This window comes from Paenibacillus sp. MDV22-iso6 (assembly GCF_058408365.1).
Map to the genome: position 1 here is coordinate 204,514 of NZ_JBZVDZ010000002.1, position 25,037 is coordinate 229,550.

Here is a 25,037-nt window from a genome sequence, read left to right on the forward strand (position 1 = left end):
CTATTTGAAAGCGCTTCACCAATGAGTGGTACCTAAATCAGGATGAAAAGAGGGGTAGCATGAAAAAGTGGATGGTCTCAGGCATGGCGCTATTGCTGGCGGCAGCTGTCATGACGGGGTGCAACAAAGGGAGTGGGGCAACATCCGGTGAGGGCGGGGGAGACGGCAAAACAAAATTCTCCATTTCACTACGGACGCTGGCGTATACCTATGTGGAGAAGTCACCGGACATTAACAAGGATCAATGGGTGAAGAAACTGGAGGATCTGACCAATACCGATCTGAAAATTGTCCTGGTGCCCCATAAGGAATATGAACAGAAAATGGTCCAGATGTTTGCCACAAATGATATTCCTGACGTGGTGCAGGGTGACGGCGGCGTCAACGGCAAAGAGATGGCCGGCTCGGTCGAAGCTGGAGTATTTCAGCCGCTGGATGAACTGTTACAGCAGTACGGGCAAGATTTGCTCAAAGCCGTGCCTAAGGAAGCCTGGGACCAGGTAACTCATGACGGCCATATCTATGCCATCCCTGAATATTTATCCAATCCATCCCGCCGGGCAACCTGGATTCGCAAAGATCTGCTGGATCAAACGGGACTACCGGTGCCAACTACAGTTGAGGAAACGATGGACGTCTTGCGCGCCTTTAAGAAGCTCGGCGTGGAGAATCCCTATATGGGGCGTGAGGATTTCAAATATGCAGATACCTTTTTCGGTGCCTATGACGTACAGCAGTTCCTGTCCATGATGGAGCAGCAGGGCGACCAGGTTGTTCCGAAGTTCATGGATAACGAGAATATGCAGCAAGCCCTAACTGTCTATAAGACGATGTATGAGGAAGGGCTGATCAACAAAGAGTTCGCGACCATCAATTCCACCGTATTCAAAAATACGATTCTCTCGGGCAAGGCAGGTATGTGGTCCATGAACGCCAACGAACTGATCCAATGGGAGAAGCAGATTAAAGCGTCGGTTCCCGATGCCAAAATCGAGATTATCCCTTCCCCAGTCGGCCCCGACGGAAAGGGCGGTTATTATCTGTACGGTCCGGTGACACGTGCCTACTTTATTAATAAGGATGCTGCTGATCCAGCTTCCATTATCCGTTTCTTCAACTGGATGGTGTCAGACGAAGCCGAGAAGTTTTTCACATACGGCACAGAAGGAGAGACCTACACAGAGGATAATGGCGTGATTTCATATACAGCTCCAACAGACTCTGCTGGTGTGGACGAAGAGCGTTACCGTCAGTCGTTCTTATGGTTCGTACAGGACACGACGTACAATAAAGGCTCGTTATCGCTGACAGAAGAAGGCAGAAAGCTGATGAATATTTACGATACCATCTTAGCCAAAGAAGGTAGGGATGGCATCAACTTTGATCCGCGTTTGGAAGCTTTTGTACAGAATCCCGATATTGCTCCCAATTCGGATACACCTCCTCAGGTATTGCTCACACACATGATCAAGATGGTTTATGGTAAGGAGCCAATTTCCGATTGGCCGAAAGTGGTAGAGGAATGGAAATCCAAGGGCGGCGATCAGGCAATCGAAGAAGCCACTGAAAAATTTAAAAAAGGTGAGGGAGTGTCGACACCGCGTCGCTAACTAAGCAGGATGGAACCAGTGTAGTGAGTCAGCTGAATACGGAGGGGATACAAGTGAATGACGTGTTCAAAACGTGGAAGAAGCGGGTCGTACTTGTTGCCATGTCTGTCATACTCATTAGCGGTATTACCGTTCCCGTGCATGAAGTCCGGGCGATGGAAGACGCTGATCCTCATTCTATTTTAAATACTACGCAGGAAGAAAATATCCCAGATCCAGAGGGCCCAGAGCTGGAGATTTACGCGGAAAACTTTGATGACCCGGACAATTTTGGCTCTACAGGCGGAATTGCACTGAGAGCTCCCTGGCTGCAGGAAGGAGTAGGTGGAAGCAAGGCCAAAACATCATCTTCCACAACTGCACCCTCGCTGCCCAACATGATCAAGATTGACGGAACCGATGCACTTGCGCTGCCACTTGATCTAACTGGATACGGAAATATCCGGCTGAGCTACTATACACGCGCCTCGTCCTATATCAGCGGAAGCATTATTATCGAATGGTCGAAGGACGGGGGCAGTTCCTGGGCAACGCTGGAGACATTTGAACTTCCCCCAGGCACTCCAGATGTGAAGAACAAGGAAGGTAATACGCTAAAAAGCTGGGCGCTAGGTTCGGAAGCGAACAATAACAGCACGGTGAAAATTCGTTTTCGGACAGGAGATGCCATGCAGGCCAACATGTATATCGACAATGTTGCCATTTATGGTCAGGCTATTCCCGGTATAACGCCTGCCCCATCGCCAGTTCCGCCTGGAGAGGAGAATACTGAATTTACGCCACCACAAGGAGTGACTTTATACGAGGATGTGGAGATTGGCACGGCTGGTGGGCGAGCAATCTATTCATCCATTGCTGTTCCTGAGACAGCGGCAGCTGAACCGATGCCGGTCATGGTCTATATCCATGGAGGTGGATGGAATCACGGGGACCGAAAGCAGGCATTGAACTCCATTTGCAATTATGTACTCAAACGCGGTTACATCGGTGTATCTCTGGACTACAGGCTGACGCCTGAGGCGCCTTTCCCTGCCCAGATTCAGGATGTAAAGCTGGCTATCCGATATTTGCGGGCCCATGCGGCGCAGTACAACCTGGACCCGAGTCGTATAGGCGTCTGGGGATCATCTGCGGGCGGCCATCTGGCTGCATTGCTCGGTACAACAGGGGACATTGTGGCTGGTGACACTGTAATGCTCGATACAGGGGTGACGGTAGATGTACCTGATCTTGAAGGCTCTGGCGGATGGCCTGAGTATTCCGACAAAATGCAGGCGGTCGCCGACTGGTACGGACCCGCTGATTTTACAACGACATTTGCCAATAACTATAGCTCGGTCACGGCTCTGCTTGGCGGACATCGTGCATTCGATGTACCGGAGCAGGCCAGACTTGCGATGCCGGGAACTTATGCTTCACCGGATGATCCACCGTTCTGGATTCGGCACGGTGATGCTGATGCCACCATTCCTTACACAGACAGTGTTACTTTCGCGGGACAGCTTCAATCTGCGGGTGTCCCGATAGTGGATATGAAAATCGTACCTGGTCAGGGCCATGGATTTACAGGGACGGCTTCCGAGGTTGCCAATGCGGCGGCATGGGCCTTTCTTGATGAACATGTGAAGAACCGGATCGTTACGGAGCCCATTATGTTCAAAAACAATCCCGAAGACACTTCGCCTGGAGCCGAAGAAGAAAAACCGTTGATTGAAAAGGTCATCGCCAGCAAGCTGCCAAGTGACGATGCGGCGATTGACAGCAGCAAGCCTGATCTGAATTTCAATCAGGCAACGGGCTCCAGCACCGGATTACTAAGCATCTCTTCCACTTCATCGACCAAGAAATATGTGTATTTCAAATTTGATATGTCCGGAAATGAGCCCGATGGAGATCGGTATCGACTACGGATTGCCGCCAAAAAAGGCACATCAAATATCAATACAGAGTTGTCTCTTTACGGTTTGAATGAAACAGACTGGAGCGAATCATCGTTAACCTGGTTGAATGCTCCGGTCCAAAGTCTCAGCGAAAGTTCGCTGCTTGGCAAATTCCGGGTCACGGCAGATCGTAGTGGAAGCCCGGCCGTCTATGAAGTGGATGTAACCGATTATGTGAAGAGTCGTCCAGATGCCGGGCAGATTGCATTTTTGCTCGCGGATGCGGGATCAACAGGTGTTTCCGTTAACGTCTATACCAAGGAAGCCAACGGAACGAGCAATCCGCGTCCACAGTTATCTGTCATTGCTTTAATCGAAGAAGGCAGTGACGCGCAATCACCAGAATGGGAGCAGGGAGCTATACTTGAGATTCGCAACTGGGGAACGGATTTTGCGGAACTGAGATGGCCCGCTGCCAGCGATGATACGGCTGTATCTGCATACCGGATATATCGGGATGGAGTTTTGCTGGCTGAACAAGGTAAGCAGTCATTTCGTGACAGCGGACTTGCAGCCGGAACATCGTACACGTTTCAAGTGAGGGCGATTGATGAAGCTGGCAACGTCAGCAGTGCCCTATCATCCGATTTGACCACCCTTACCGTTCCGGTATCGTCCCTGCCTGTTGCCTCCGTCTCGGCAAGCGGTAGCGACGGCAACCTGGCGACTAATACCATCGACAATAACAGTTATACACGCTGGTCTGTTGCCGGAGAGGGGCAATGGATCACATTTGATCTGGGGCAGGCACAGCAAGTGGGCTATGTTGGGATTGGTTTTTACAAAGGGGATGTCAGGAAGACCTTTTTTGAAATAGAAACGTCTGTTGACGGTGATCATTGGACCCAGGTATATGGCGGCGAAAGCAGCGGGGATACAACAGAAATGCAGGCATTTGATATCCCGGATACTTCTGCACGTTATGTACGGATCACCGGACATGGCAATTCTGATTCAAGTATTTATACAAGTCTGACCGATGTGCATTTGTATGCTCCTTTTGTAGGGGGAGGGACGCCTGTTGCCCTGATTCCATACATTGAGCCTCAACCACCGGAGGGAACGGAGTCCTTTATCGCTCCAGGTCTGACGGAGACAGATGGAACACCACATGCAGTCCATCCTCCTCATGCTGTAACCGGACGTACGATTGATGTACGGGATTACGGAGCAGATCTGGCTGATAATACGAGTGATGACCGACCTGCAATACAGGCTGCCATTGATGAGGCCAGCGTAGGTGATGAAGTGTTTTTGCCTGATGGAGTGTACAATTTTTTGTCCGGGCCGGATGGAACTACCAACCTGATGCTCAAATCCGGGGTGAACCTGAGAGGAGAGAGCAGTGGAGGAACCGTGCTCAAGACATCGTTGGATCAGGTGACGGGCAGCGCCGTCCTAAAAGCATCGGCTCAGCACAGCATTCTCGTATCCAATATGACCCTAACTTCATCCTGGTCTGGCAGCTACACGACCGATCACAAATCCAACAATCCCTCCGCAGGGGGGCCGGATAGCATGATCCACATCGCTAACTATGGTGAGGAACCATCGTATGACATTACGATCGACGGTGTAATTGTGGAGAAATTTAAACGAATGGCTATCCGCATCGAACACAGCCGAGATGTCGTTGTGAAGCATGCAACATTCCGCAATGCAACAGATCTGGGCCCTGGGGGTTCAGGCTACGGAATTTCCATTCAGGGAACGGCCAAGACCGATCGGCTCGGCTTTGACAATGATACGTTATGGAATGTGGTGGAGGATAGTACGTTTGAGGGCCCTTATCTCAGACATGGAGCGTTGATCCAGTTTGTTGCCCATAACAACGTACTGCGTGGCAATACATTTAACGGAACGAAGTTGGATGCTATTGATCTTCATGGTGAACTGGAGTATTTGAATGAAATCTCGGGCAATGTCATTACGGATGTGCTGACAGGCGCAGGGATTGGACTTGGCAATACAGGGGGTTCAGCACCCAGCAATCACAGCAAGTCGGGCAAAGGAAACTACATTCATGACAACACGATCACAAACAGCCAAATCGGCATTTCGGTAACCATGGGCACCCCGGATACTCTAATCGAGGATAATCTCATCGAGAATACAACCACGATTACAGATACGGCAGGAATCAAAGTGCTGAATGGACCGGGCACGGTAATTCGAGGCAATGTGATCCGTAACAATACCGCTAGCGGTTACTGGGGCGTGCGTCTTGAGCGCGACAAAGGTGATGCCGGAGCCGGCAATATTGGCGAAGGAAACCCCGAGAATGTGTTAATTGAAAATAACCGAATCGAAGGTAACACAAACGGAATTGGACTCTTTGCCGGAGTCGGCATTCTGCTGAAGGCCAACATTCTAAACAATGTGAATGAGGACTATTACAAAGCAGCAGGTGTTACCGTTACCGAGCTGTAAAGGATCAGAGCAAGTAGCCTAGCAGGCGTCTATATAAGTTGAAGCTCAATTTTACACTATACTGCAATCGGAGTGATCAGGTGTACCATTTATAGTTCAACTTATGTAGCCTGATGGGCTACTTTTTGTTGTGAATCATTTATTTAAGATTCATTAAAGGTTTGTCCTCTACCATGGTTTCATAAGCCTAAGTTGCTTAACAGAAACCAAGAAGGAGGATTCATCATTTGAATAGTTTACTACGTAAAGTTGCAGTAACGGCCTTGTCCGTGACGATGGTAACATCATCTTTTGCCTTGGTAGGAAGCCCGAACGCTGCGTTTGCCGCAGAGGATACAAGCACCAGCACAGGCGTCACGCAAGCCTATGAATCGTTGTTCCAAACGGACAACGTCATTGATGTGAATGTTACGATTGATGATGCAGACTGGAAGAGCATGCTCGAAAGCCCGCTGGATAAGGATTATAAGAAGGTAAGTGTGGAAGTGGACGGCAACAAGCTGGATAACGTTGGTTTCTCCACCAAGGGTAATCTGACTTTGAAATCCGTAGCCTCCATGCAAGATTCGGACCGTTACAGCTTCAGACTGAAGTTCGATAAATACGACAAAACACAAACCCTGCTCGGTCTGGATAAAATGGTCCTGAACAACAACTATTCCGATCCATCGTACATGCGTGAAGTTCTTCACTATGAAGCGCTGCGCAGCATTGGCATGGATGTACCGATGACGAACTACGTTAATCTGTATATCAACGGCGAACTGGTTGGTTTCTATACCGGGGTTGAAGCAGTAGATGACAGCTACCTGGAACGCAATTACGGTGAAGATTATGAGGACGGTGTCCTCTACGATACGGATGAGAAGAGTTACCTGCAATATTCAGAAGGCAGTGACTACAGCACCATCACCGAAGATTTGGGTACGGACGAGAATAAAACCAAACTCAAAAACTTCATCAAAACGCTGAACGACATGCCTGAAGGTGAAAAAGGTGATATCGAGAGTGTGCTGGATGTGGATTCGGCACTGAAATATATCGCGGGCAACATGGTCTTTGGTAACTATGACAGCTATAGCGGCGACAAAGGGCATAACTACATGCTTTACGGAGATGCGGCTGGCAAATTCACCGTTGTACCTTGGGACTTTAACATGTCCTTTAATGGATACTCGGGTGGAGGCGGACGTGGTACAACAACAACTGGATCAACCACGACCAACACCAATGCAACGAACGTATCCGTGGACGAGCCAGTACTGGGCATTAGCATGGAAAATGTACCGATGATCAACAACCTGTTGGCCGTGCCTGAGTATAAGGAAAAATACTTGAGCTACGTCAATGAGTTGACGGATTATATGGAAGGCATCCAGGACCGCATCACAGGTCTGGCTGACATCATTCGTCCATATGTTGAAGCAGATCCAACGAAGTTCTACACAACAGAGCAGTTTGAATCCAACATTGCATACTCTGCCAACGCTGATGCAACAGGTGGTATGGGTGGCATGGGTGGTACACCACCAGAAGGATTCGAAGGCATGACACCACCAGAGGGCATGGAAGGTATGACGCCTCCAGAAGGTTTTGAAGGCATGACACCTCCCGATGGTACAACACCGCCGGATGGCACAACGGGAACAGGAACAACAGACAGCACAGGCAATACCCAAACACGTCCGGGCGGTAACTTTGGCGGAGGTGGAGGCATGGGCTCCATGGCAGCGGGGTCGCTGACGACGTTTGCCCTGAACCGACTTGCCAATCTGCAAGAGCAACTTGGACGTGAAGTAACGCCTTTGCCAGAGACTTCAGAAGATACAGGCACGGATAACGGAACAGGAACGACCGACAAAGCGATTACGGTAACTCTCGATGGCAAAGCGATTACGTTCCCGGATCAGGACCCGCTAGAGCAAAGTGGCCGGGTTATGGTACCAGTGAACGCCATCCTTGAAGCTTTGGATGCAGAAGTAACGTGGGACAAAACAGCGAAAACGGTAACAGCTGTTCTGAATGACCAGACGCTTGTGCTCCAGATCGGAAGCAGCACAGCAACGGTGAATGGTGAAACGCTCGAAATTGATGCACCAGCCATTATCAAAAACAGTCGCACGCTTGTGCCGGTACGCTTCATCTCTGAAGGACTGGGACTGACCGTGGATTGGGATCAAACGGCTGCACAAGTAACACTTACATCCAAATAAGAAAATCTCTCAGGTATAGTTAGTAATGTTGTACTACGGAGAACAAGAAAAGGGATTCGATGATCAGATCGAATCCCTTTCTGGTACAATGAGGGAAAAGGAGGGAACACATATGGCTCCCGATAAAACAAAACTTTTCCCTAATGATAATATTCGTACCGTTTGTTACATTCAAAATTTGCCGCCGCGCTCTAATGTGCTGATCGGTGATTATACGTATTATAGTGACAACAGTCGTCCACCCGAGCAGTTTTATGACCGCATTCAGCATCATTATGATTTCCTAGGCGATCGTCTGGTGATCGGTAAGTTTTGTGCAATTGCCGAAGGTGTGACATTCATTATGAATGGTGCCAATCATCGGATGGAGGGCATGACAACCTATCCCTTCAATATTTTTGGTGGTGGTTGGGAGAGAGTGACCCCTACGCTGGATCAACTGCCTTTTAAGGGAGACACTGTATTGGGCAATGACGTCTGGATTGGGCAAAATGTAACCATCATGCCGGGTGTCACGATTGGAGACGGTGCCATCGTCGCTTCCAATGAGACAGTCACCAAGGACATCGAGCCTTACACCATTGTGGGTGGAAACCCGGCCAAACCAATCAAAAAGCGTTTCGACGACGAGATCATTGCTTTACTGCTGGAACTGAAATGGTGGGATCAAGATGAGGCGTGGTTGGACACACATTTGGAACGACTGGTCTCTACATACGATCCGCAGACATTGCGTGAGCTTCTGAAGAGTAAGTAGGTTGGTGTACGTAAATTGATTTGCAAAAAAAACGAGACTATCGCTGGTTCCTTATGGAGCCAGTTTTTTTATTTTGCACTCCATATGCTCATCATCATCACACTTCATGGAACCTTGCATATCCACAATAAGCCCCTGGATGGAAGAAGTTAAGAGAGCCAATCCATCTATAGGTGGACTTAACTCCCGTTAAATTCGGCTACACTAAATGTAGATCAGAGAACACGTGGAGAAGGTGAGGAAAAAAACATGATGAATATTGTTATTGTAGCTGTCATTGTTCTATTGTTATCGCTAAGGGAGAAGGAAGTGAAGACATCCCGTTTATGGGTCTTTCCAGCGATTATTGCGTATTGGGTGCTTTCGAGCGTAGTAAATACACCATTAACGGTGGGCAACATTCTGTTATATATTGTTTTTCTCATCATAGGTTGCGGGATTGGTGCGTGGCGGGTACATCTGGAACAGCTTCGAATCCATCCAACTACAGGTAAAATGATGTCTAAGGGATCGCTGGCCAGTAGCTTGCTTCTGATCGCGGTTATGGTGTTAAGACAGCTCGCCAGCCAATGGGATGTGCATCATACGGTGGTTTCACTGAGCAATGCTCTTTTGTTTCTACCTCTGGGAAGTATTGCTGCCCGGCGTTATTTTCTGTATGCCAAAGTCCAGCGCTTTCAAGGCAGAGGTGTATAATCATTTCAAACTTTAGGATTGGAAAGGATAGCTATGCAGAACGATTCGAAATGGATGCAGATTCGAAAGGTGGTACTGGATCATACAGCAGATCTTATTTTAACGTTGCTGCTGCTCTCCAGTCTGATCGAGCCCTTCAAAGAATTGGCGTGGGTCGATTTGGGTGCAGGACTGGTCGTTAGACTGCCCTACCTTATATTGGTTTGGGTTCCACAGTCACTTCGAAATGAGCGGATGCGAACGTTAGGGATATTGGTGATTTGGATGGTGACGCTGCTCTATGCCCAGTTCTTCCAGGCCGAGTATCGTATATTTGAATTAACCTTTTATCTCATCGGATATACTGCGCTAAAATTGCCCATCCATCGTTCTTCGTTGCTTGGCTTCGTTATCATCATTGGGAATGCGGCGCTGCTCTATATGGATGAATACGAACCCAATCAGATTCTGGTGTATTCGATGGCTCACGCTGTAACCTATATTCTATGCTGGGCTGCGAGAATCAGGCGGGAAAGCAGACAGGACAGCAAACGACATTATGAGGAATTGCAGAAGGTGCACGCTGAACTGACACATGCCCATCAGGAGCTTCAGGATACACATCAGGAGTTGGAGCAGGCTACCGTGCGATTGATGCAGTATGCCGTACTTGAAGAACGAAGCCGAATCTCAATGGATTTGCATGACAGTGTTGGTAACCGATTGACATCCATTATTGTTCAGCTTCAGGCATTGCCATATATGATGAAGATGGATGCAGCGGAAGCCGACAAAGCGATGGGTACGGTGCTTGAAGTAGTCCGACAATGTCTCCAGGAGGTTCGGACTGTTGCTCATCAGATGGGCAGCAATGAAGCAGGCCTCGGGCTGGTCGCCTTGACGAGTCTGGTGAATGAGATACGGGAGATGGCAGGTTTCACGATCAAACTGACCCCCCAAGAGCAGACGAGCCATTGGACGCCAGAAACGTCCGAATTATTGTATCGTGTACTTCAGGAAGCGTTAACGAATATCATTCGTCATGCCCAGGCTTCGCAAGTGAAGGTGGACATCTTGGAGAAGGAGCATCAGCTACATATGATTGTGGAGGACAACGGAATGTATCGCAAAGAGAATCCGATCTCTCCCGGTTTCGGACTGTCGAGTATGAGAGCAAGATGTGAAAGGGCAGGCGGTTCCTTATCCATTGATGCAGTCGATCCACATGGAATGAGGTTAACCCTTACCATTCCTCAAGATGTGAAGGAGATTATGGGAGGTGATGAACAATAATGGAGCAAGACATACGGGACATACGTGTACTCCTCGTGGATGACCAGCATCTGGTCCGGCATGGTTTACGTTTTATTATTAATGCACAGCAGGATATGGAAGTGGTAGGCGAAGCGGGCGGGGGACATGAAGCAGTCCTTCTGGCAGCAGAGCTTCGTCCACATGTCGTATTGATGGATGTGCAGATGGAAGCAGGAGACGGACTGGAAGCGACAGCGGAGCTGATGAAGATACTGCCTGACTGCAAAGTGGTCATCCTGACCACATTCGATCATGAGGACTATGTGTACAAAGGAATACGTGCCGGAGCTGTTGGTTATCTGCTCAAGGATGCGGCGCCAGACGAACTCGTTGATGCGGTTCGTGCTGCATATCGGGGGGAGGCGATCTACCGCACGGCGGTGGCAGCCAAGGTGATCGGTCTTGCTATTCGTTCAACTCCGAGTCATTCGGATTCAGTGAAGGAGACGGTAGCAAACGAACAATTGCCGGAACCGTTTACGGGACGGGAATTGGAGGTTTTGCAGCAGATGGCATATGGATTACGGAATGAGGAGATTGCTCGCAAGCTTTTTATCGGAGAAAGTACGGTCAAGACTCATGTACATCGCATTTTGCAAAAGATTCAAGTGGAAGACCGCACACAGGCGGTCGTCTTTGCCATTCGTAATGGATTCGTCAAGTAAACCGTTCTTGATCTTCTGTGGAGTAGTGATCCAAATTCAGCAAATAACCAGCTGCCCCATGCGGAGCTGGTTATTTTGTATGACCTCAAAAACAATGTCTCAAAATTGAGAAAAGAGATGGAATGTTGTGTGAGATAAGTCATAGAATAACTTTAAGTAAGCGCTTCCAACAACATCAATATGAATTCACGGAGGGGTTCAGAATGCGATTTAAGAGAGCTGCCACACCGCTCGTCGCTCTGTTCATGTCGGTCACATTGTTAGCCGGATGCCAAAGTGTTCAGCCGCCATCAGTAAGTGAACCACAAGGGACGGTGGATACACCGACCACGACAACCCAGAACGAACCTGCACCTCAGAGCAACAAGGAAACACCACGTAATGAGACCTTGTATATCAATGGGTTGCAATGGGGGCCACCAACCAACTTCAATCTGTTGAGCGGAAATCCCGCATTTCCAGTGAATTACGGCAACTCCAGGGAACTGGTGTACGAAACCCTGTTTATGGTAAACCAGCTTGACGGTGGCCTTGAACCTCTCTTGGGCAATTCGTATGAATGGAAGGATGAAACGACTCTGCGCATTGAGTTGAATGCGGATGCGAAGTGGAGCGACGGAACGGCTTTTACAGCAGATGATGTTGTATACACCTATGAACTGGGCAAAAAATACGATATCAACTGGAGCAGCTTCTGGACCTACATCAGTGAAGTGAAAGCAGATGGAGCACAGGCCGTGGAAATTAAGCTGAACCCTGATAACCCCAACAAGCTGACCGTACTGGATAGCATTGAACTGATCCCGATGCTGCCGAAGCATATCTGGGAAGAGATCGAGAAGAAGAACAATAATGATCTGACCGCGATTCGTAAAGAGGTTAATGACAATCCAGTGGGAACCGGAGCCTATAAGCTTCATTTTTACAACGACCAGAAAATTACGATTGTCCGTGACGATAACTACTGGGGGCAGAAATTGTTCGGCAAATTGCCCGCACCGAAGTACATCACTCACGTGATCTACAAGGATAATGCCGCAGGTGATCTGGCGTTCAAGAGTGGGCAAGTGGACGTCTCCCAGCAGTTTATCCCTCAAGTGTGGAAGATGTGGGAAGGCGGGGCTGCTGTCAAAACGTATCTGAAGGATGCGCCGTATTATCTGCCCGGTTCCATGCCAAGCATTTTCTTCAATCTGTCCAAAGCCGGACTCGATAATGCTGACGTTCGCCGTGCGATAGCCATGAGCATCAACTATGACAAAATCTCGGAGCTGGCCATGAGCGGATATTCCGCACCGATGCAGCCTTCCCTGACCTTGAACTCGGACGCCGAGTCCAAATATATTGACCAAGATGCCATCAAGTCGTTGCAATGGACGATGGATATTGAAGGAGCCAACGCTCTGCTCGACAAGATTGGAGCAACCAAAGGTAAAGACGGCATCCGTGTTCTTAACGGCAAACGCCTTGGACCTTTCGAGGTTGAATGTCCTTACGGCTGGTCTGACTGGAACGCTGCCCTGGAGATCGTAGCGCAGAGCGCCAAGGCCATAGGGATTGAGATTCGCACCAAATTCCCGGAATCCCCGGTATGGACCAATGATCTGCAAACCGGCAAATTCGATATTATCATGAACACGCCTGCAGGCGGGGTCAGCCCAAGCCAGCCGTGGAACCGTGCGATGACGATCATGTACTCCAAAGGGGTTGCCCCAATGGGTGAGATGGCTTTCTGGAACTGGGGACGGTACCAGAATGACCGTGCAGACGCCATTATTGAAGAGATTCCATCCGTGTCTGACGAGGCGAAGCTGAAGTCACTGTACACTGAACTGAATACCATCTGGCTGAAAGATATCCCTTCTATTCCGCTAATGTACAGACCATGGGTGTTTGACACCGTGAACGAATCGGTTTGGAAAGGTTTCCCGACAGAAGGAGATGGCACCAACATTCCGCCGCAAATCTCGATGGACGGCGCAGGTATTAAGGCATTGTATCAGATCCACAATTAAGGAACTCATATTGAATCAGGACACGATGAAGTGACACGCCACTTCAGACATAAGGCCCTTATCCGCTAAACTCGGGGGTGCTAAATCCTATGAATGCCTATTCCAGATATGTCGCCAAAAAAGTATTCTGGTACGGCCTGACCCTGGTCATTGCCATCGGACTGAATTTTATTTTGCCTAGACTGATTGAAGGTAACCCGGTGAGCATGATCGCTTCCAAAATGACGTCAGGGATGACTGACTCGGATTCCATCAAGCGGGTGTATGAGACGTTTACGGTTGAATTCGGCATTGATCAGCCACTATGGACCCAATTCGGCATCTATTTGAAAAATCTGTTCACAGGCAATCTGGGCACGTCCTTTGGACTGTATCCGAAGCCTGTGACGGACATTCTGGCCTCCGCCGTCCCTTGGACGGTGGGGCTTCAACTTCCGGCCATCCTGGTCGGCTGGATCATTGGTAATTTGCTCGGTGCGATTGCAGCGTACCGGAAGGGTGTTTTTGATAAAGTACTGTTTCCGGTAGCTTTATTTATCAATTCCATTCCTTTTTTTACTCTGGCTATTATTATGCTGTATGTCTTTGCGTTATCACTGAAATGGTTCCCTTTATCGGGCGGATATGACTTCCAGATGGTACCGCAGCTGAGCTTCGACTTTATCATGTCCGTGGTTCGCCACCATACCTTGCCGTTCCTCTCCATCGTGCTTGTGACCATTGGTGGTCAGGCCATTGGCATGCGGGAGATGTCCATCTATGAGCTGAATTCAGACTATGTGTTATACAGTAAACTGCTGGGTATTCGCGACGGCCGAATTGCGCGTTATGTATTCCGTAACGCTATGCTGCCGCAAATTACGGGACTTGCGCTCTCCATCGGTACGATGGTCGGTGGGTCACTCATCTGTGAGATTGTCTTCAGTTATCCAGGCATCGGCACATGGTTGTTCACGGCCATAAGGCAACTGGATTACCCACTAATCTCGGGGTGTACGCTGCTGATTGCCATTGCTGTATTGCTTGCAAATTTCACTATTGATGTCATCTACGGTTTCATTGACCCGCGCATCAAGGCCGCTCAAATGGAGGAACAGTGATATGAAGCATTCGATCTCTATTTTGCTGAAGTCACCCAAATTCATGATCGGCGCGGTGACTTTTGTCGGCATGCTGCTCTTGGTTACGATCTATCCGCTCATTAATCGCAGTGATCCCCTCGAGATGATTGCGATGGCGTTCCAGCCACCTGGCGATGGCCTGCTGCTAGGATCGGACAATTTTGGACGGGACATCTTCCTTGAGTTGATGTATGGCATCCAGACATCCGTACGTGTGGGGCTAATTGCAGGTGTGTTTGCGACCGTTATCGGTCTGGTTATGGGCCTGGTGTCGGGATATATCGGGGGAATGCTGGATAACTTTCTGACGGCGATCACCAATATTTTCATTGTTATTCCTTCGTTCATCATCCTGATCTTGATCTCCGTCAGCATTGATTCACGCAGTTCCCTGGTGACGGCGATCATTATCGGTATAACTAGCTGGCCTTGGACGGCCCGGGCTGTGCGAGCCCAGACGACATCTCTGCGTAGCCGGGATCATGTGCATATTGCAAAAATTTCGGGACACAGTACGCCGCGTATCATTATCCATGAGATTTTGCCCTATATCGCGTCTTATGTGGTGATGGCTTTTGTGCTCCAGACGGCATCGGGCATTCTGTCCGAAGCATCCATCTCCATGCTGGGACTGGGGCCGTATAATACGATCTCGCTCGGCATCCTGATGAACTGGGCACTGGTGTTTGAAGCGCCAGTAGCAGGGGCGTGGTGGGCGTTCATTCCTGCGGCGCTGGCGATTGCCGTCATTACCTTCTCGCTTTATCTGATGAATACGGGCATGGACGAAATTTTTAATCCGAAAATAAGGAGCTAAGACCATGAACCAACCTATACTTCAGGTCAGCGGTCTGAAAACCTATTACCGTACCCGGCTCAAGGAGAATGTATTTGCCGTCGACGGGGTGGAGTTCGGACTGAAAGAAGGGCAGACGCTGGGCATTGCAGGTGAATCGGGCTGTGGAAAATCGACGCTGGCGCTCAGCCTGATGGGCTTTTATTTCCCGCCGCTTCATTATGGCAGTGGTTCGATCCGGATTAATGGTACCGATATTATGCAGCTGAACAAAGAGCAGCTTCGTTCGCGCATTCTGGGCAAGGAAATTGCTTATATTCCGCAGGCTGCCATGAATGCACTGAACCCAACGCTGCGTATTATCAGGTTTATTGAAGATATCATGAAGGAGCATCGTCCGGAGATGAAACGGTCGGATGTGCGGAAGATGGCTACGGAGCGCTTCCAATCACTGAACTTGTCGCCGGATGTGCTGGATATGTATCCAAATGAATTATCCGGCGGCATGAAGCAGCGAACGGTTATCGCCATCTCAACAATTCTGAATCCCAACGTGCTCATTGCGGATGAACCTACTTCGGCACTGGATGTAACCTCCCAGAAGGCGGTCATTCGTCTATTGAAGGATTTGTTGAAGCGCAAAGTAATCAAATCACTGGTGTTCATCACGCATGAGCTGCCGCTACTGTATCATGTCACGGATGAAATTATGGTGATGTATGCCGGTGAGATTGTGGAACGAGGCACGGCAGAGCAGATGATTTTCAATCCGCTGCATCCGTACACTCGCAAACTGATGGGCTCCATCATTGTGCCGGAAGAGGGCATGAAGGAGCACAAACTGGCTGCCATTCCTGGTGCACCACCAAATCTGAAGAATGTGCCGGAAGGCTGCCGCTTTGCAGAGCGCTGTACACTGGTGACCGACGAGTGCCGCCAGGGCAAAATCGAGAACATTCATGTCGATGGGCGAATATATCGCTGTCTCCTGACACCAGAAATGCTGGAGCAGATCAGGGAGCAGGAGCAGGACAGTCACTTACAGCAGGAGAGCATGAACGAAGAGCCCCAGGAGAGGGAAGAAAATCAGGAGGAGAATGACTCAAATAAAGAAGATGTCCGAGATGTTCAATCTGACACAGACGATATCGCAGACCAATGAAATGATTCTTTCTGGGCGTAATGGGCTCGGATCAAGGCTCCCCGAAAGGAGTGAGGTAGTATGGCGATGGGCAAGGTGCTGATCAGCGGCCGCCATCTGACCAAGGTGTACGGTACAGGCAATCGCAAAAAGGCAGCCGTGGATGATGTGAGCTTTGATTTTCATGAAGGGGAGATTATCTCCATTGTCGGAGAGAGCGGCAGTGGCAAGACGACACTCGCGAAAATGATCATGGGCTTGCTCAAGGAAACGGGTGGAGCGATTGAATACGATGGCAAGCCCAGACAAATGAAGCGGTACCGTGAGCGTAAAGCCTATTGGAAGGATATACAGGCCATTTTCCAGGACCCGTTCTCTTCGTTCAACGTATTTCACCGGGTGGAAAAGCTGCTGGTGGACTGTATCAAACTTCAGGGGCTGAAGCTGAACAAAGACGAGGAATATGCCAAAATGAAGGAAGCCTGTTCTTTCGTCAACTTGAAGTTCGAAGAGTTATACAACAAATATCCGTTTGAGCTGTCCGGTGGACAGATGCAACGGCTCATGATTGCCCGCATTTTCATGCTGCATCCTAAGGTGTTGATCGCCGATGAACCAACGTCCATGGTGGACGCATGCTCGCGTTCAACGATTCTGGATATGCTGCTCAAGCTGCGCGATGAGAACCGCATGACGATTGTGTTTATTACGCACGACGTGGGTCTGGCTTATTATGTGAGCGACACGATCTGTATTATGGAGCATGGACGAATGGTGGAGGCGGGGAGAGCGGAGGAAGTTATTCACCATGCGGAGCATCCCTATACCAAACAATTAATCAATGACGTACCCAAAATTCATTCTCCCTGGGTGCTCGATTGACACAAATCAAGCCCTGGACCGTTTTGAGCGGAACAGGGCTTCTTATTGTCCAAGATGAAAGGTTCGTTTTAGCGAGTGGGTAGTTGTGGTGTCTGTGCAGACTCTGTTGATGGGGGTGTTGAATGGGTGTGATCTTCCGCGTTATTCTGGTCTGTCTGCTTGCCCGAATAAAAGTTAATGATATCATCAACCGTAGAAAACACGACATTTACATCAAAATGTTCGTTGTGTGTTTGAATAAAAACCTCTTTTCCGATCTTGTTGTTGCTGTTTAGTTTAAAGCTTCTTTCATTGTTAATCCTGCTGTGAATACAGGAACTTTACCTGCTGGAAGTTGAATTTCCTTACCAGTTCGACGGCTTTTACCCATACGTGCTTCACGATTACGCACTTCGAATTTGCCGAATCCAACCAGTTGAACCTCTTTACCTTCTTTTAAAGCTTCCAAAATCGAATCCAGTACAACCGTTACGGCCTTTTCAGCGTTCTTTTTGGAGAATCCGCCGTTTTTGGCTACTTCTGTGATCAATTGTTCTTTATCCATTTGTCATACCTCGCTTTTCGTTTTTGGATGATAAGTTTATGAAGTCAGCATTTTGAAAGACGCTCTTTGAATCTATGCAAAATGCTCATGTAATAAAACAAAAAGCTGCCTTGTACAAGGCAGCTTTAATATAATTAAACTTTAGTAACGTTCTCAGCCTGTGGACCACGGTTACCTTGAGTTACTTCGAATTGGACGCGTTGTCCTTCATCCAATGTTTTGAAACCGTCGCCTTGAATTGCACTGAAATGAACGAATACGTCTGTTCCTTCTTCAGTTTCGATAAAGCCAAATCCTTTGTCCGCGTTAAACCATTTCACTGTACCTGTTTGCATGTAGTTCCTCCAAAAAATAAGTTTTTAAACGACCATTTTGAAAAGGTTAATTTTAGAATCAACGCTAATCAGGTATATTCAACCCACAGACTTGATGTCCGCTAATGTATCGATTAATATGATAATACCATGTCCGCTAATATAAGTCAAGATTTGGAGGTTTTTTCTAATGGATAAGGGTTCTGGTACTTCGGTACAAGGGGAAATGGTTGTTCAGGAATTCATACATATGCTTACGAATCAGGGAGAATTGACTCCCAAAACCTTGAAGGAATATGCGAGTGATTTGAAGCATTTTACCGAATGGTATATAGGGAACGATTCTCGGAGTGAAGAGATTTCATTTCGAATCGAAGACGTGCATACATCGACTTTGGTCCGTTATCGGGAAGATTCACAAAAGGTAATGCAATTGAAGCCATCTACCATTAATCGTAGACTAATTACATTGAAGCGTTTTTTTAAGTGGGCTTCATCGGAAGCCAGGATCAAGAGTAATCCTTCCAAACCTTTGAAATTCATTCCGGAAGACAAGGTTAGCCCCCGCCGAATGACCACCGAGGAAGAAAGGTCATTCATATCTGCCGTCGAAGACGGTAACTCGCTTCGGGATCAGACTATCCTTACCCTCATGTTTCATACCGGTATACGAACAATGGAGATATGCAATCTCGCTCCCGGTGATATTGAATTGGGCAAACGAAGCGGGCAACTCACCGTGCGGGCTGATAAACGAAACGGTCAACGGAAAATTCCGCTGAACATGACATGTATTGCTTTGTTGAAGATGTACATGGTTGGCCTCGCACCGGATAGTCCTTACCTATTTCCTTCCGAGAAAACCAGTGATCGCTTAACGGAGAGGGCGCTGCGCCATTTGATCAAAAAGGTGATGACTACAGCCGGTCTGGAAGGGCTAAGTTCCCATGATCTGCGTCATCGGTTCGGATACGCTATGGCCGAGCATACACCACTGCATCGCTTGGCAGAAATGATGGGGCATATCAACCCGGATACCACGATGATTTATGTGAAGGGGTTAAATGCCAATTTATCTTTGTCAGCAGAAGAGGATGGAGAAACGGAACCGCATTAAAGTACATGCAGCACTCTTTATGAGGCATTACGAATGGATATAGGATCAATGATGCCCTGACCCACTTCAAGTGGATGAGGGTTGTTTGGTTATCCAAGAATGACTTACATCCCATTCAGACTTGTTGTTTGCATTGATTTGCAATTCTAATGTAATCATGGCATAGGTTCCATCAAGCTTTTCCCAAAAAAGTATCGCCTTTGTATGATCGGGATGTAAAAGCAAGGCAGGCATGACATCTCCGTTTTCCAGCATGGTTCTTCGTTCGTTACTATAATAGGCAGCGATGAAGGAAGAGTGATCTTTATGGGAAAGGGTGTTTAATGAATCCTCCAAGCTGTAAAACAGTTTCCATTCAGTTATATTCTCCTCCTCACTATTCTCATTCAGCGTGTTACGTATCGCCTCTATTCCTCCGCTCCATGATTTTGTTAATTTCTCTTGAAGTTCTTGAGGTTGGTTCTCCCAGAGTGAAGACTGGGTGGATGCTTCAAATCGATCGGTTCGAATCGTCTCCGTGATTGCACCGCTGCAAATTAATATTGCGGCAATACCGGTCGTTATCATTCCGGATTTCAAGTAATTCATCAGTTAATGGATTCCTTTCCTATTTCTTAATTTACTCCTTTCAATAATTTACCATATATTTCGTTTGTGAGCGCTCATTATATCAATCTTATCATCTTAAAAGTAAGCGATTACATAATTAAATTTATATTGTATATTATGATGGCAACCTTGGATCATATCGACATATACATTATTGCTTGGGCTTAAGGCCCGTTAAATAAAGGAGGAATCTGACGTGTACCGGGTATTGCTGGTGGATGATGAAGAGGATGTACGCGAAGGGTTGGTTGTAGAGGTAGATTGGGAAGCGCTCGATCTGCGCATAGTTGGTCTGGCGGAGAATGGACGTGAAGCACTGGAGATGGCAGAACGAGTGGAGCCGGATATTGTGGTAACGGATATCAGCATGCCATTTATGGATGGACTTGAACTTGCTCGAAGGTTGCGGGAGCGCAATCCGCTTGTGAAAGTGGTGATTTTGACTGGATATGATGAATTCGACTACGCCCGACAAGCGGTCTCGCTGAGTGTGGATGAATATTTACTGAAGCCATTCTCGGCGGGACATCTGACAGAACTGCTTACAAGGTTGCGTGCGCAGATGGTGGCTGAAGTGGCCGAACGAGAGGATGTACAGCAGCTGCGCGACCATTATTATACAAGCCTGCCCCTGTTACAGGCGGATCTGATGGCCACTTTGCTACATCGGCAAAAATCACCGGAATATATCCATGGCAAAGCAAAGCAATGCGGACTAGACCTGCATGGTGACCGCTATGGTGTATCCGTATTAACTCTGCATATGGACGGAGAACAATCCGCGGATGCAGAGCTAAAGCAGTTTGCTGCGCTAAACATTGCCGCAGAGGTATGGACGGAACATGGGGCCGGACATGCTTTTATGCATCAGGAGACGATTGTGCTGCTCTATGTAGATCGGTGGGGTGGAGAAGATGGAGAGAAACGACAGCAGCAGGCGCTGGAAAATGTAATGCGCAGCATCAATCACTATCTGCGTATTCCTGCCACTGTTGGATCGGGCTCAATCGTGAACACACTGGCAGGTGTGAAGCATGCCTATGAGGATGCACTACTGGCACTGGATTATCGACTTGTACCGGGGACCGATCCCCTTATCTATATTGCAGATGTGGAGCGGCAGACGGCGGGCAAATTGCGTTTTGACGAGTTGAAGCAGCAAACGCTGACACGTTGTCTGAAAGCGGGTACGCAGGCGGAGCTGGAGGACGCGCTAGAGATCATTTTCCGGGAAATTACGGTGGAGCATGGGCGAAGTGACATTCAACTGTATCTGATTGAAGTTTTAACAAACGTTTGGAAGGCAGCTCAGGCATCGGGCGAGGCCATGGAGGACATTTTTGGGGCAGGGTTCCAGTTGTATGCCGATTTGTTCCGTTTGCCTGGGTTGTCTGAGGCACAAGGTAAGGTGCATGAGGTTTGTCTGCTCGTTCAACATCGCATTGCCAGCGGAAGGCAGCATGTATACAAGGATATTGTGGAACAGGCATTGTCGTTTACCAAAGAACACTACGCCGATCCGGATCTGTCCATTCAGAAAGTATGTGGGCATCTGCATATCAGTTCGGGTTATTTTTGTGGCATTTTCAAAAAAGAAGTACAGCTTACCTTCCTGCAATATCTGATGCAGATCCGGATGGAGGCGGCCAAGGAATTACTTCGATCCACAGAGATGAAGTCGTTTGAGATTGCTGGTCAGGTAGGCTTCGCAGAACCGAATTATTTCAGTTTTTGCTTCAAAAAACATATCGGCGTCTCGCCCAAAGAATATCGCAAACAGACTGCACTAACAGCTAGTGAAGGCACAAGTCGATGAGAACGTTTGCCGGATGGATAAGATCCCTTTGGCTCAAGCTTCGGTCCAGGCTGCGTTCATCCAGAGTCAGTAGTATCCGCTTTATTATTACGTGGTCCTTCTCTGTCTTCATTGTATTGGTGCTGACCATCATGGCGATGCTGCTGCACGACAAATTCACGCAGGCCGCGGAGCGAAGTGCGGAGCTGACGACGAGGCAGATCGTGGATCAGGTCAGTTACAATCTGGAGGATTATGTTCGCAGTATGTCCCATCTGTATCGAGCCATCGAAGAACATATGCTGCGGGATGGCACGTGGGAAGGGGATCAGGTAGATAAACAGCTCGACACGCTGCTCAGCAGCCGCGAAGATATCATCTCCATTACTTTGTTGGATTCAACAGGGCATTTGCTCAAGAACAGACCTTCAGCTGAATTAAAACCGAGTGCGCATGTAACACAGCAAGGGTGGTTTCAATCTGCACTCCGAGTGCCGGATCACCTTAGTTTCTCACTGCCTCATATCCAGAACATGTACACAGGCCCATACAAATGGGTCGTTTCTATGAGCAAAGGCATTACTGTACGTCAAAATGGTCAGGATCGGCAGGTCATTCTGCTGGTGGATATCAACTTCAAACAAATGGACGAACTGAGCCGCCGAGTCAGTCTGGGGCAGCGGGGATACGTCTACATTATCGACGAAAGTGCAGGCAATATCGTCTACCATCCGCAGCAGCAATTGATGTACATGGGGCTCAAGAGTGAAAATATCGAACAGGCACTGGTTGCAACCGGCAGTTATGAAGATGAGGCGGATGGGCAGAAAAGGTTGAATGCGGTCAAGTCTGTCGCCAATATTGGATGGAAAATCGTAGGTGTGGCCTATCTGGATGAGATCATGACAACCCGCCAGGAGGTCAATGGATATCTGATTCGGGTACTGCTGGTTGTGCTGGTACTGGTCATCCTCGTCTCGCTGTTCCTCTCTTCCAGTCTGACACGTCCAATCCGGCGGATGGAACGAAAGATGAAGGCTGTGGAGCGAGGGGATTTTAACGTGGAGCTACCTATCGAAGGGCCGCTGGAAGTGGAACGTTTATCCCGTCGTTTTAACCTGATGGTCTATAAAATTCGGACCTTGATGAATGAAATCATTCATGAACAGGAGCAGAAGCGTCGTCTCGAACTGGAAGCTTTGCAGGCTCAGATCAATCCACATTTCCTCTACAACACGTTGAATTCGGTCGTGCGTATGGTGGGCATGAGCCGGAATGAGGAAGTCATTACGATGATCACTTCGTTATCCCGATTGTTTCGCATCAGTCTCAGTCAAGGCAAAACGATTATTACGGTCAGGGAAGAACTGGAGCACGCCCACCATTACCTGACGATTCAGCAGATGCGGTTCAAGCGCAAATTTAATTTTAGCATGACGGCGCATGAGGATACGTTGGACTGTCTGACACTTAAGCTGGTGCTTCAGCCACTCATTGAAAATGCGATCGTGCATGGCATTGAATATCATATGGACGAGGGATGTATTGAGATTCGTGTATACCGGGAGGACGACAAGCTGGTATTTCGCATTACGGATAATGGGGTCGGCATGACGGAAGAGCAGATGTCGAAACTTCTAATGGGCAGTCCTATCGTGAAAAGTGGTGCAGGATCAGGTGTAGCTGTACGCAATGTACATGATCGGATTCAGCTTTATTATGGCGAAGCTTACGGTCTTGAATTCGAAAGTGAGCTGGAAGAAGGCACAACCGTCTGGATTCGGATTCCGATCCAATCGGAACGAGAGGAGGACGATGCGCATGATGAACAATAAAGGGAATAGCACGTGCGCCAAGGGAACCAGCAAGGTGAATAACATCGATAGAACGGATGGGATCTCGAATTGGGTTTTGAAAATAACAATCTGCAATCGCGTGGAAGTCATACGGATGAGAGTCCCTATCCTTCGTTATATGGGCATGTCAGCAGCAATCTTCTGCCTGTTGTTATGTATGGCGTGCGGTATGTCGAATGCTGATTCAGCGGGATCACAGCCGCGTATTGCACTGATTACGCCAGCGGGAACCGGAGAACTTGCAGAAGCGATACGTCTTGGGGCCGAAGCGGCTGCCAAAGAAGCGGGAGCGGAGCTCATTACGGTGGAGGCTTTTCCCTCAGAGGGGTTAACTTACGCGCCATCTAACCCCGACTTCACAGCAGGACAGGGAAAGGTCAAGCAAGAGCACTTGCAAAATGGGACTTATCCACTGAGCGAGCGTGAACAAGCCCAGGTGGATGCAGTATCACTGGCACTGGAACAGGGAGCATCGGCCCTGTTGATCGATCCCTTGAGTGAGAAGACACTCAGCGACATCATTGAGAAGGCACAGACTAAAGATGCCAACGGAGTGATTATCCCCGTCATTTTGTTGAATGACGAGTTTCCTGTAAAAGGCATAACAAGTGTTATCTCGATAGATAACGTTGAAGCTGGACGGCAGGCGGGTCAGGCCATGGCTGTGCTTCTGGGAGGACGAGGACGTATAGCCTTGCTTGGTCCTGATCCTGTAAATCCTGTTCTGATTAACCGGGAGTTAGGGATAAAGGAATCACTGGCTCAATACCCGGACATTCATGTGGAGGCCCAATCCGTATGCAGCACCCGGGATGCTTGCTGGCAAGCGTCGAAGCAACTGCTTGACCAGCAGCAGGTGGACGGGTTGATTGCCCTTCAGGAACCTGCTTCTCTGGGGGTAGCGGATGAATTGAATCGACGTACGTCCGAGAACAATGGTAACAAGGTGAAGATTGTGGGATTTGGCAGTGAACAGCAGCAGTTAGAGCAGTTACAGGAAGGCAGAATTCAACATTTGATCGTGCAAAATGGATTCAGCGCAGGGTATCTTGGTGTGAATCAGGCCGTTGCACGATTGAACAATCAACAGGTGCAAGCCAGGGTAACGCTAGAAACGAAGCTTGTCAGTACGGACAATATGTTCTGGATGGATAATCAGAAGTTGTTGTTTCCTTTTGTACAGTAAAGGCTCAATTGAGGAAGATTTCGATAAAACAGAGGAAGATATTGTATTCGAATTTAT

The 25,037-nt window shown here is 48.4% G+C and carries 19 protein-coding genes; 16 read left to right on the forward strand and 3 right to left on the reverse strand.

All coding sequences use genetic code 11. The features are described from left to right. The first annotated feature begins 59 nt into the window (after nucleotides 1–59). The 12 genes from AC4PM4_RS07180 (at nucleotide 60) to AC4PM4_RS07235 (ending at nucleotide 17,559) form a co-directional block, all read left to right on the forward strand. Nucleotides 60–1,610, forward strand: coding sequence for an extracellular solute-binding protein (locus AC4PM4_RS07180; protein ID WP_491613217.1), 1,551 nt, complete (start codon nucleotides 60–62; stop codon nucleotides 1,608–1,610). 23 nt (nucleotides 1,611–1,633) lie between these two features. Continuing rightward, a complete protein-coding gene (locus tag AC4PM4_RS07185) occupies nucleotides 1,634–5,980 on the forward strand; it encodes an alpha/beta hydrolase fold domain-containing protein (RefSeq protein WP_491613218.1) in 4,347 nt (1,448 codons plus the stop codon). 227 nt (nucleotides 5,981–6,207) lie between these two features. Then, nucleotides 6,208–8,193 carry a CotH kinase family protein gene (locus AC4PM4_RS07190; RefSeq protein WP_491613220.1) on the forward strand — a complete coding sequence of 662 codons (1,986 nt, stop codon included), beginning with the start codon at nucleotides 6,208–6,210 and terminating at the stop codon, nucleotides 8,191–8,193. 112 nt (nucleotides 8,194–8,305) lie between these two features. Then, nucleotides 8,306–8,950 (forward strand): Vat family streptogramin A O-acetyltransferase, encoded by a 645-nt coding sequence (locus AC4PM4_RS07195; RefSeq protein WP_491613221.1) that lies wholly within the window; start codon nucleotides 8,306–8,308, stop codon nucleotides 8,948–8,950. Nucleotides 8,951–9,199: 249 nt separating this feature from the next. After that, complete coding sequence (locus AC4PM4_RS07200; protein ID WP_063567839.1) at nucleotides 9,200–9,646, forward strand: hypothetical protein; 447 nt, start codon at nucleotides 9,200–9,202, stop codon at nucleotides 9,644–9,646. Nucleotides 9,647–9,700: 54 nt separating this feature from the next. After that, on the forward strand, nucleotides 9,701–10,918 hold the full coding sequence (locus AC4PM4_RS07205) for a sensor histidine kinase (RefSeq protein ID WP_161490651.1): 1,218 nt from the start codon (nucleotides 9,701–9,703) through the stop codon (nucleotides 10,916–10,918). Then, nucleotides 10,918–11,604 carry a response regulator gene (locus tag AC4PM4_RS07210; protein ID WP_491613223.1) on the forward strand — a complete coding sequence of 229 codons (687 nt, stop codon included), beginning with the start codon at nucleotides 10,918–10,920 and terminating at the stop codon, nucleotides 11,602–11,604. Before AC4PM4_RS07205 ends, AC4PM4_RS07210 begins: the two co-directional genes overlap by 1 nt. Before the next feature lie 203 nt (nucleotides 11,605–11,807). Beyond that, complete coding sequence (locus AC4PM4_RS07215) at nucleotides 11,808–13,619, forward strand: ABC transporter substrate-binding protein (protein ID WP_491613225.1); 1,812 nt, start codon at nucleotides 11,808–11,810, stop codon at nucleotides 13,617–13,619. Nucleotides 13,620–13,708: 89 nt separating this feature from the next. Then, complete coding sequence (locus AC4PM4_RS07220) at nucleotides 13,709–14,719, forward strand: ABC transporter permease (RefSeq protein ID WP_063567843.1); 1,011 nt, start codon at nucleotides 13,709–13,711, stop codon at nucleotides 14,717–14,719. A 1-nt stretch (nucleotide 14,720) separates the two neighbouring features. After that, nucleotides 14,721–15,557, forward strand: coding sequence for an ABC transporter permease (locus AC4PM4_RS07225; RefSeq protein ID WP_063567844.1), 837 nt, complete (start codon nucleotides 14,721–14,723; stop codon nucleotides 15,555–15,557). A gap of 4 nt (nucleotides 15,558–15,561) precedes the next feature. After that, nucleotides 15,562–16,698 (forward strand): ABC transporter ATP-binding protein, encoded by a 1,137-nt coding sequence (locus AC4PM4_RS07230; RefSeq protein WP_083584831.1) that lies wholly within the window; start codon nucleotides 15,562–15,564, stop codon nucleotides 16,696–16,698. A gap of 60 nt (nucleotides 16,699–16,758) precedes the next feature. Next, nucleotides 16,759–17,559, forward strand: coding sequence for an ABC transporter ATP-binding protein (locus AC4PM4_RS07235; RefSeq protein WP_063567845.1), 801 nt, complete (start codon nucleotides 16,759–16,761; stop codon nucleotides 17,557–17,559). Nucleotides 17,560–17,830: 271 nt separating this feature from the next. Here the strand turns inward: AC4PM4_RS07235 and AC4PM4_RS07240 are convergent, their stop codons facing one another. Next, nucleotides 17,831–18,103, reverse strand: a complete 273-nt coding sequence (locus AC4PM4_RS07240) for an HU family DNA-binding protein (RefSeq protein WP_053783990.1) — start codon at nucleotides 18,101–18,103, stop codon at nucleotides 17,831–17,833. 134 nt (nucleotides 18,104–18,237) lie between these two features. Beyond that, nucleotides 18,238–18,438: a cold-shock protein gene (locus tag AC4PM4_RS07245; protein WP_062320808.1), complete on the reverse strand. Its 201-nt coding sequence runs from the start codon at nucleotides 18,436–18,438 to the stop codon at nucleotides 18,238–18,240. A 169-nt stretch (nucleotides 18,439–18,607) separates the two neighbouring features. Here AC4PM4_RS07245 and AC4PM4_RS07250 point away from each other — a divergent pair, with 169 nt between their 5' ends. Beyond that, on the forward strand, nucleotides 18,608–19,534 hold the full coding sequence (locus AC4PM4_RS07250; RefSeq protein ID WP_491613226.1) for a tyrosine-type recombinase/integrase: 927 nt from the start codon (nucleotides 18,608–18,610) through the stop codon (nucleotides 19,532–19,534). Between the two features lie 66 nt (nucleotides 19,535–19,600). On the opposite strand, the gene AC4PM4_RS07255 is transcribed toward AC4PM4_RS07250, so the two are convergent. Then, complete coding sequence (locus AC4PM4_RS07255; protein ID WP_176854553.1) at nucleotides 19,601–20,101, reverse strand: hypothetical protein; 501 nt, start codon at nucleotides 20,099–20,101, stop codon at nucleotides 19,601–19,603. A 238-nt stretch (nucleotides 20,102–20,339) separates the two neighbouring features. On the opposite strand from AC4PM4_RS07255, the gene AC4PM4_RS07260 reads away from it, so the two are divergent. The 3 genes from AC4PM4_RS07260 to AC4PM4_RS07270 are packed head-to-tail and all read left to right on the forward strand — an operon-like array spanning nucleotide 20,340 to nucleotide 24,980. Continuing rightward, a complete protein-coding gene (locus AC4PM4_RS07260) occupies nucleotides 20,340–21,959 on the forward strand; it encodes a response regulator (RefSeq protein ID WP_491613227.1) in 1,620 nt (539 codons plus the stop codon). Then, nucleotides 21,956–23,773 (forward strand): cache domain-containing sensor histidine kinase, encoded by a 1,818-nt coding sequence (locus AC4PM4_RS07265; protein ID WP_269053525.1) that lies wholly within the window; start codon nucleotides 21,956–21,958, stop codon nucleotides 23,771–23,773. The genes AC4PM4_RS07260 and AC4PM4_RS07265 overlap by 4 nt, the downstream gene beginning before the upstream one ends. Then, nucleotides 23,760–24,980, forward strand: a complete 1,221-nt coding sequence (locus AC4PM4_RS07270; protein ID WP_269053526.1) for a substrate-binding domain-containing protein — start codon at nucleotides 23,760–23,762, stop codon at nucleotides 24,978–24,980. The genes AC4PM4_RS07265 and AC4PM4_RS07270 overlap by 14 nt, the downstream gene beginning before the upstream one ends. The last annotated feature ends 57 nt before the right edge of the window (nucleotides 24,981–25,037 follow it).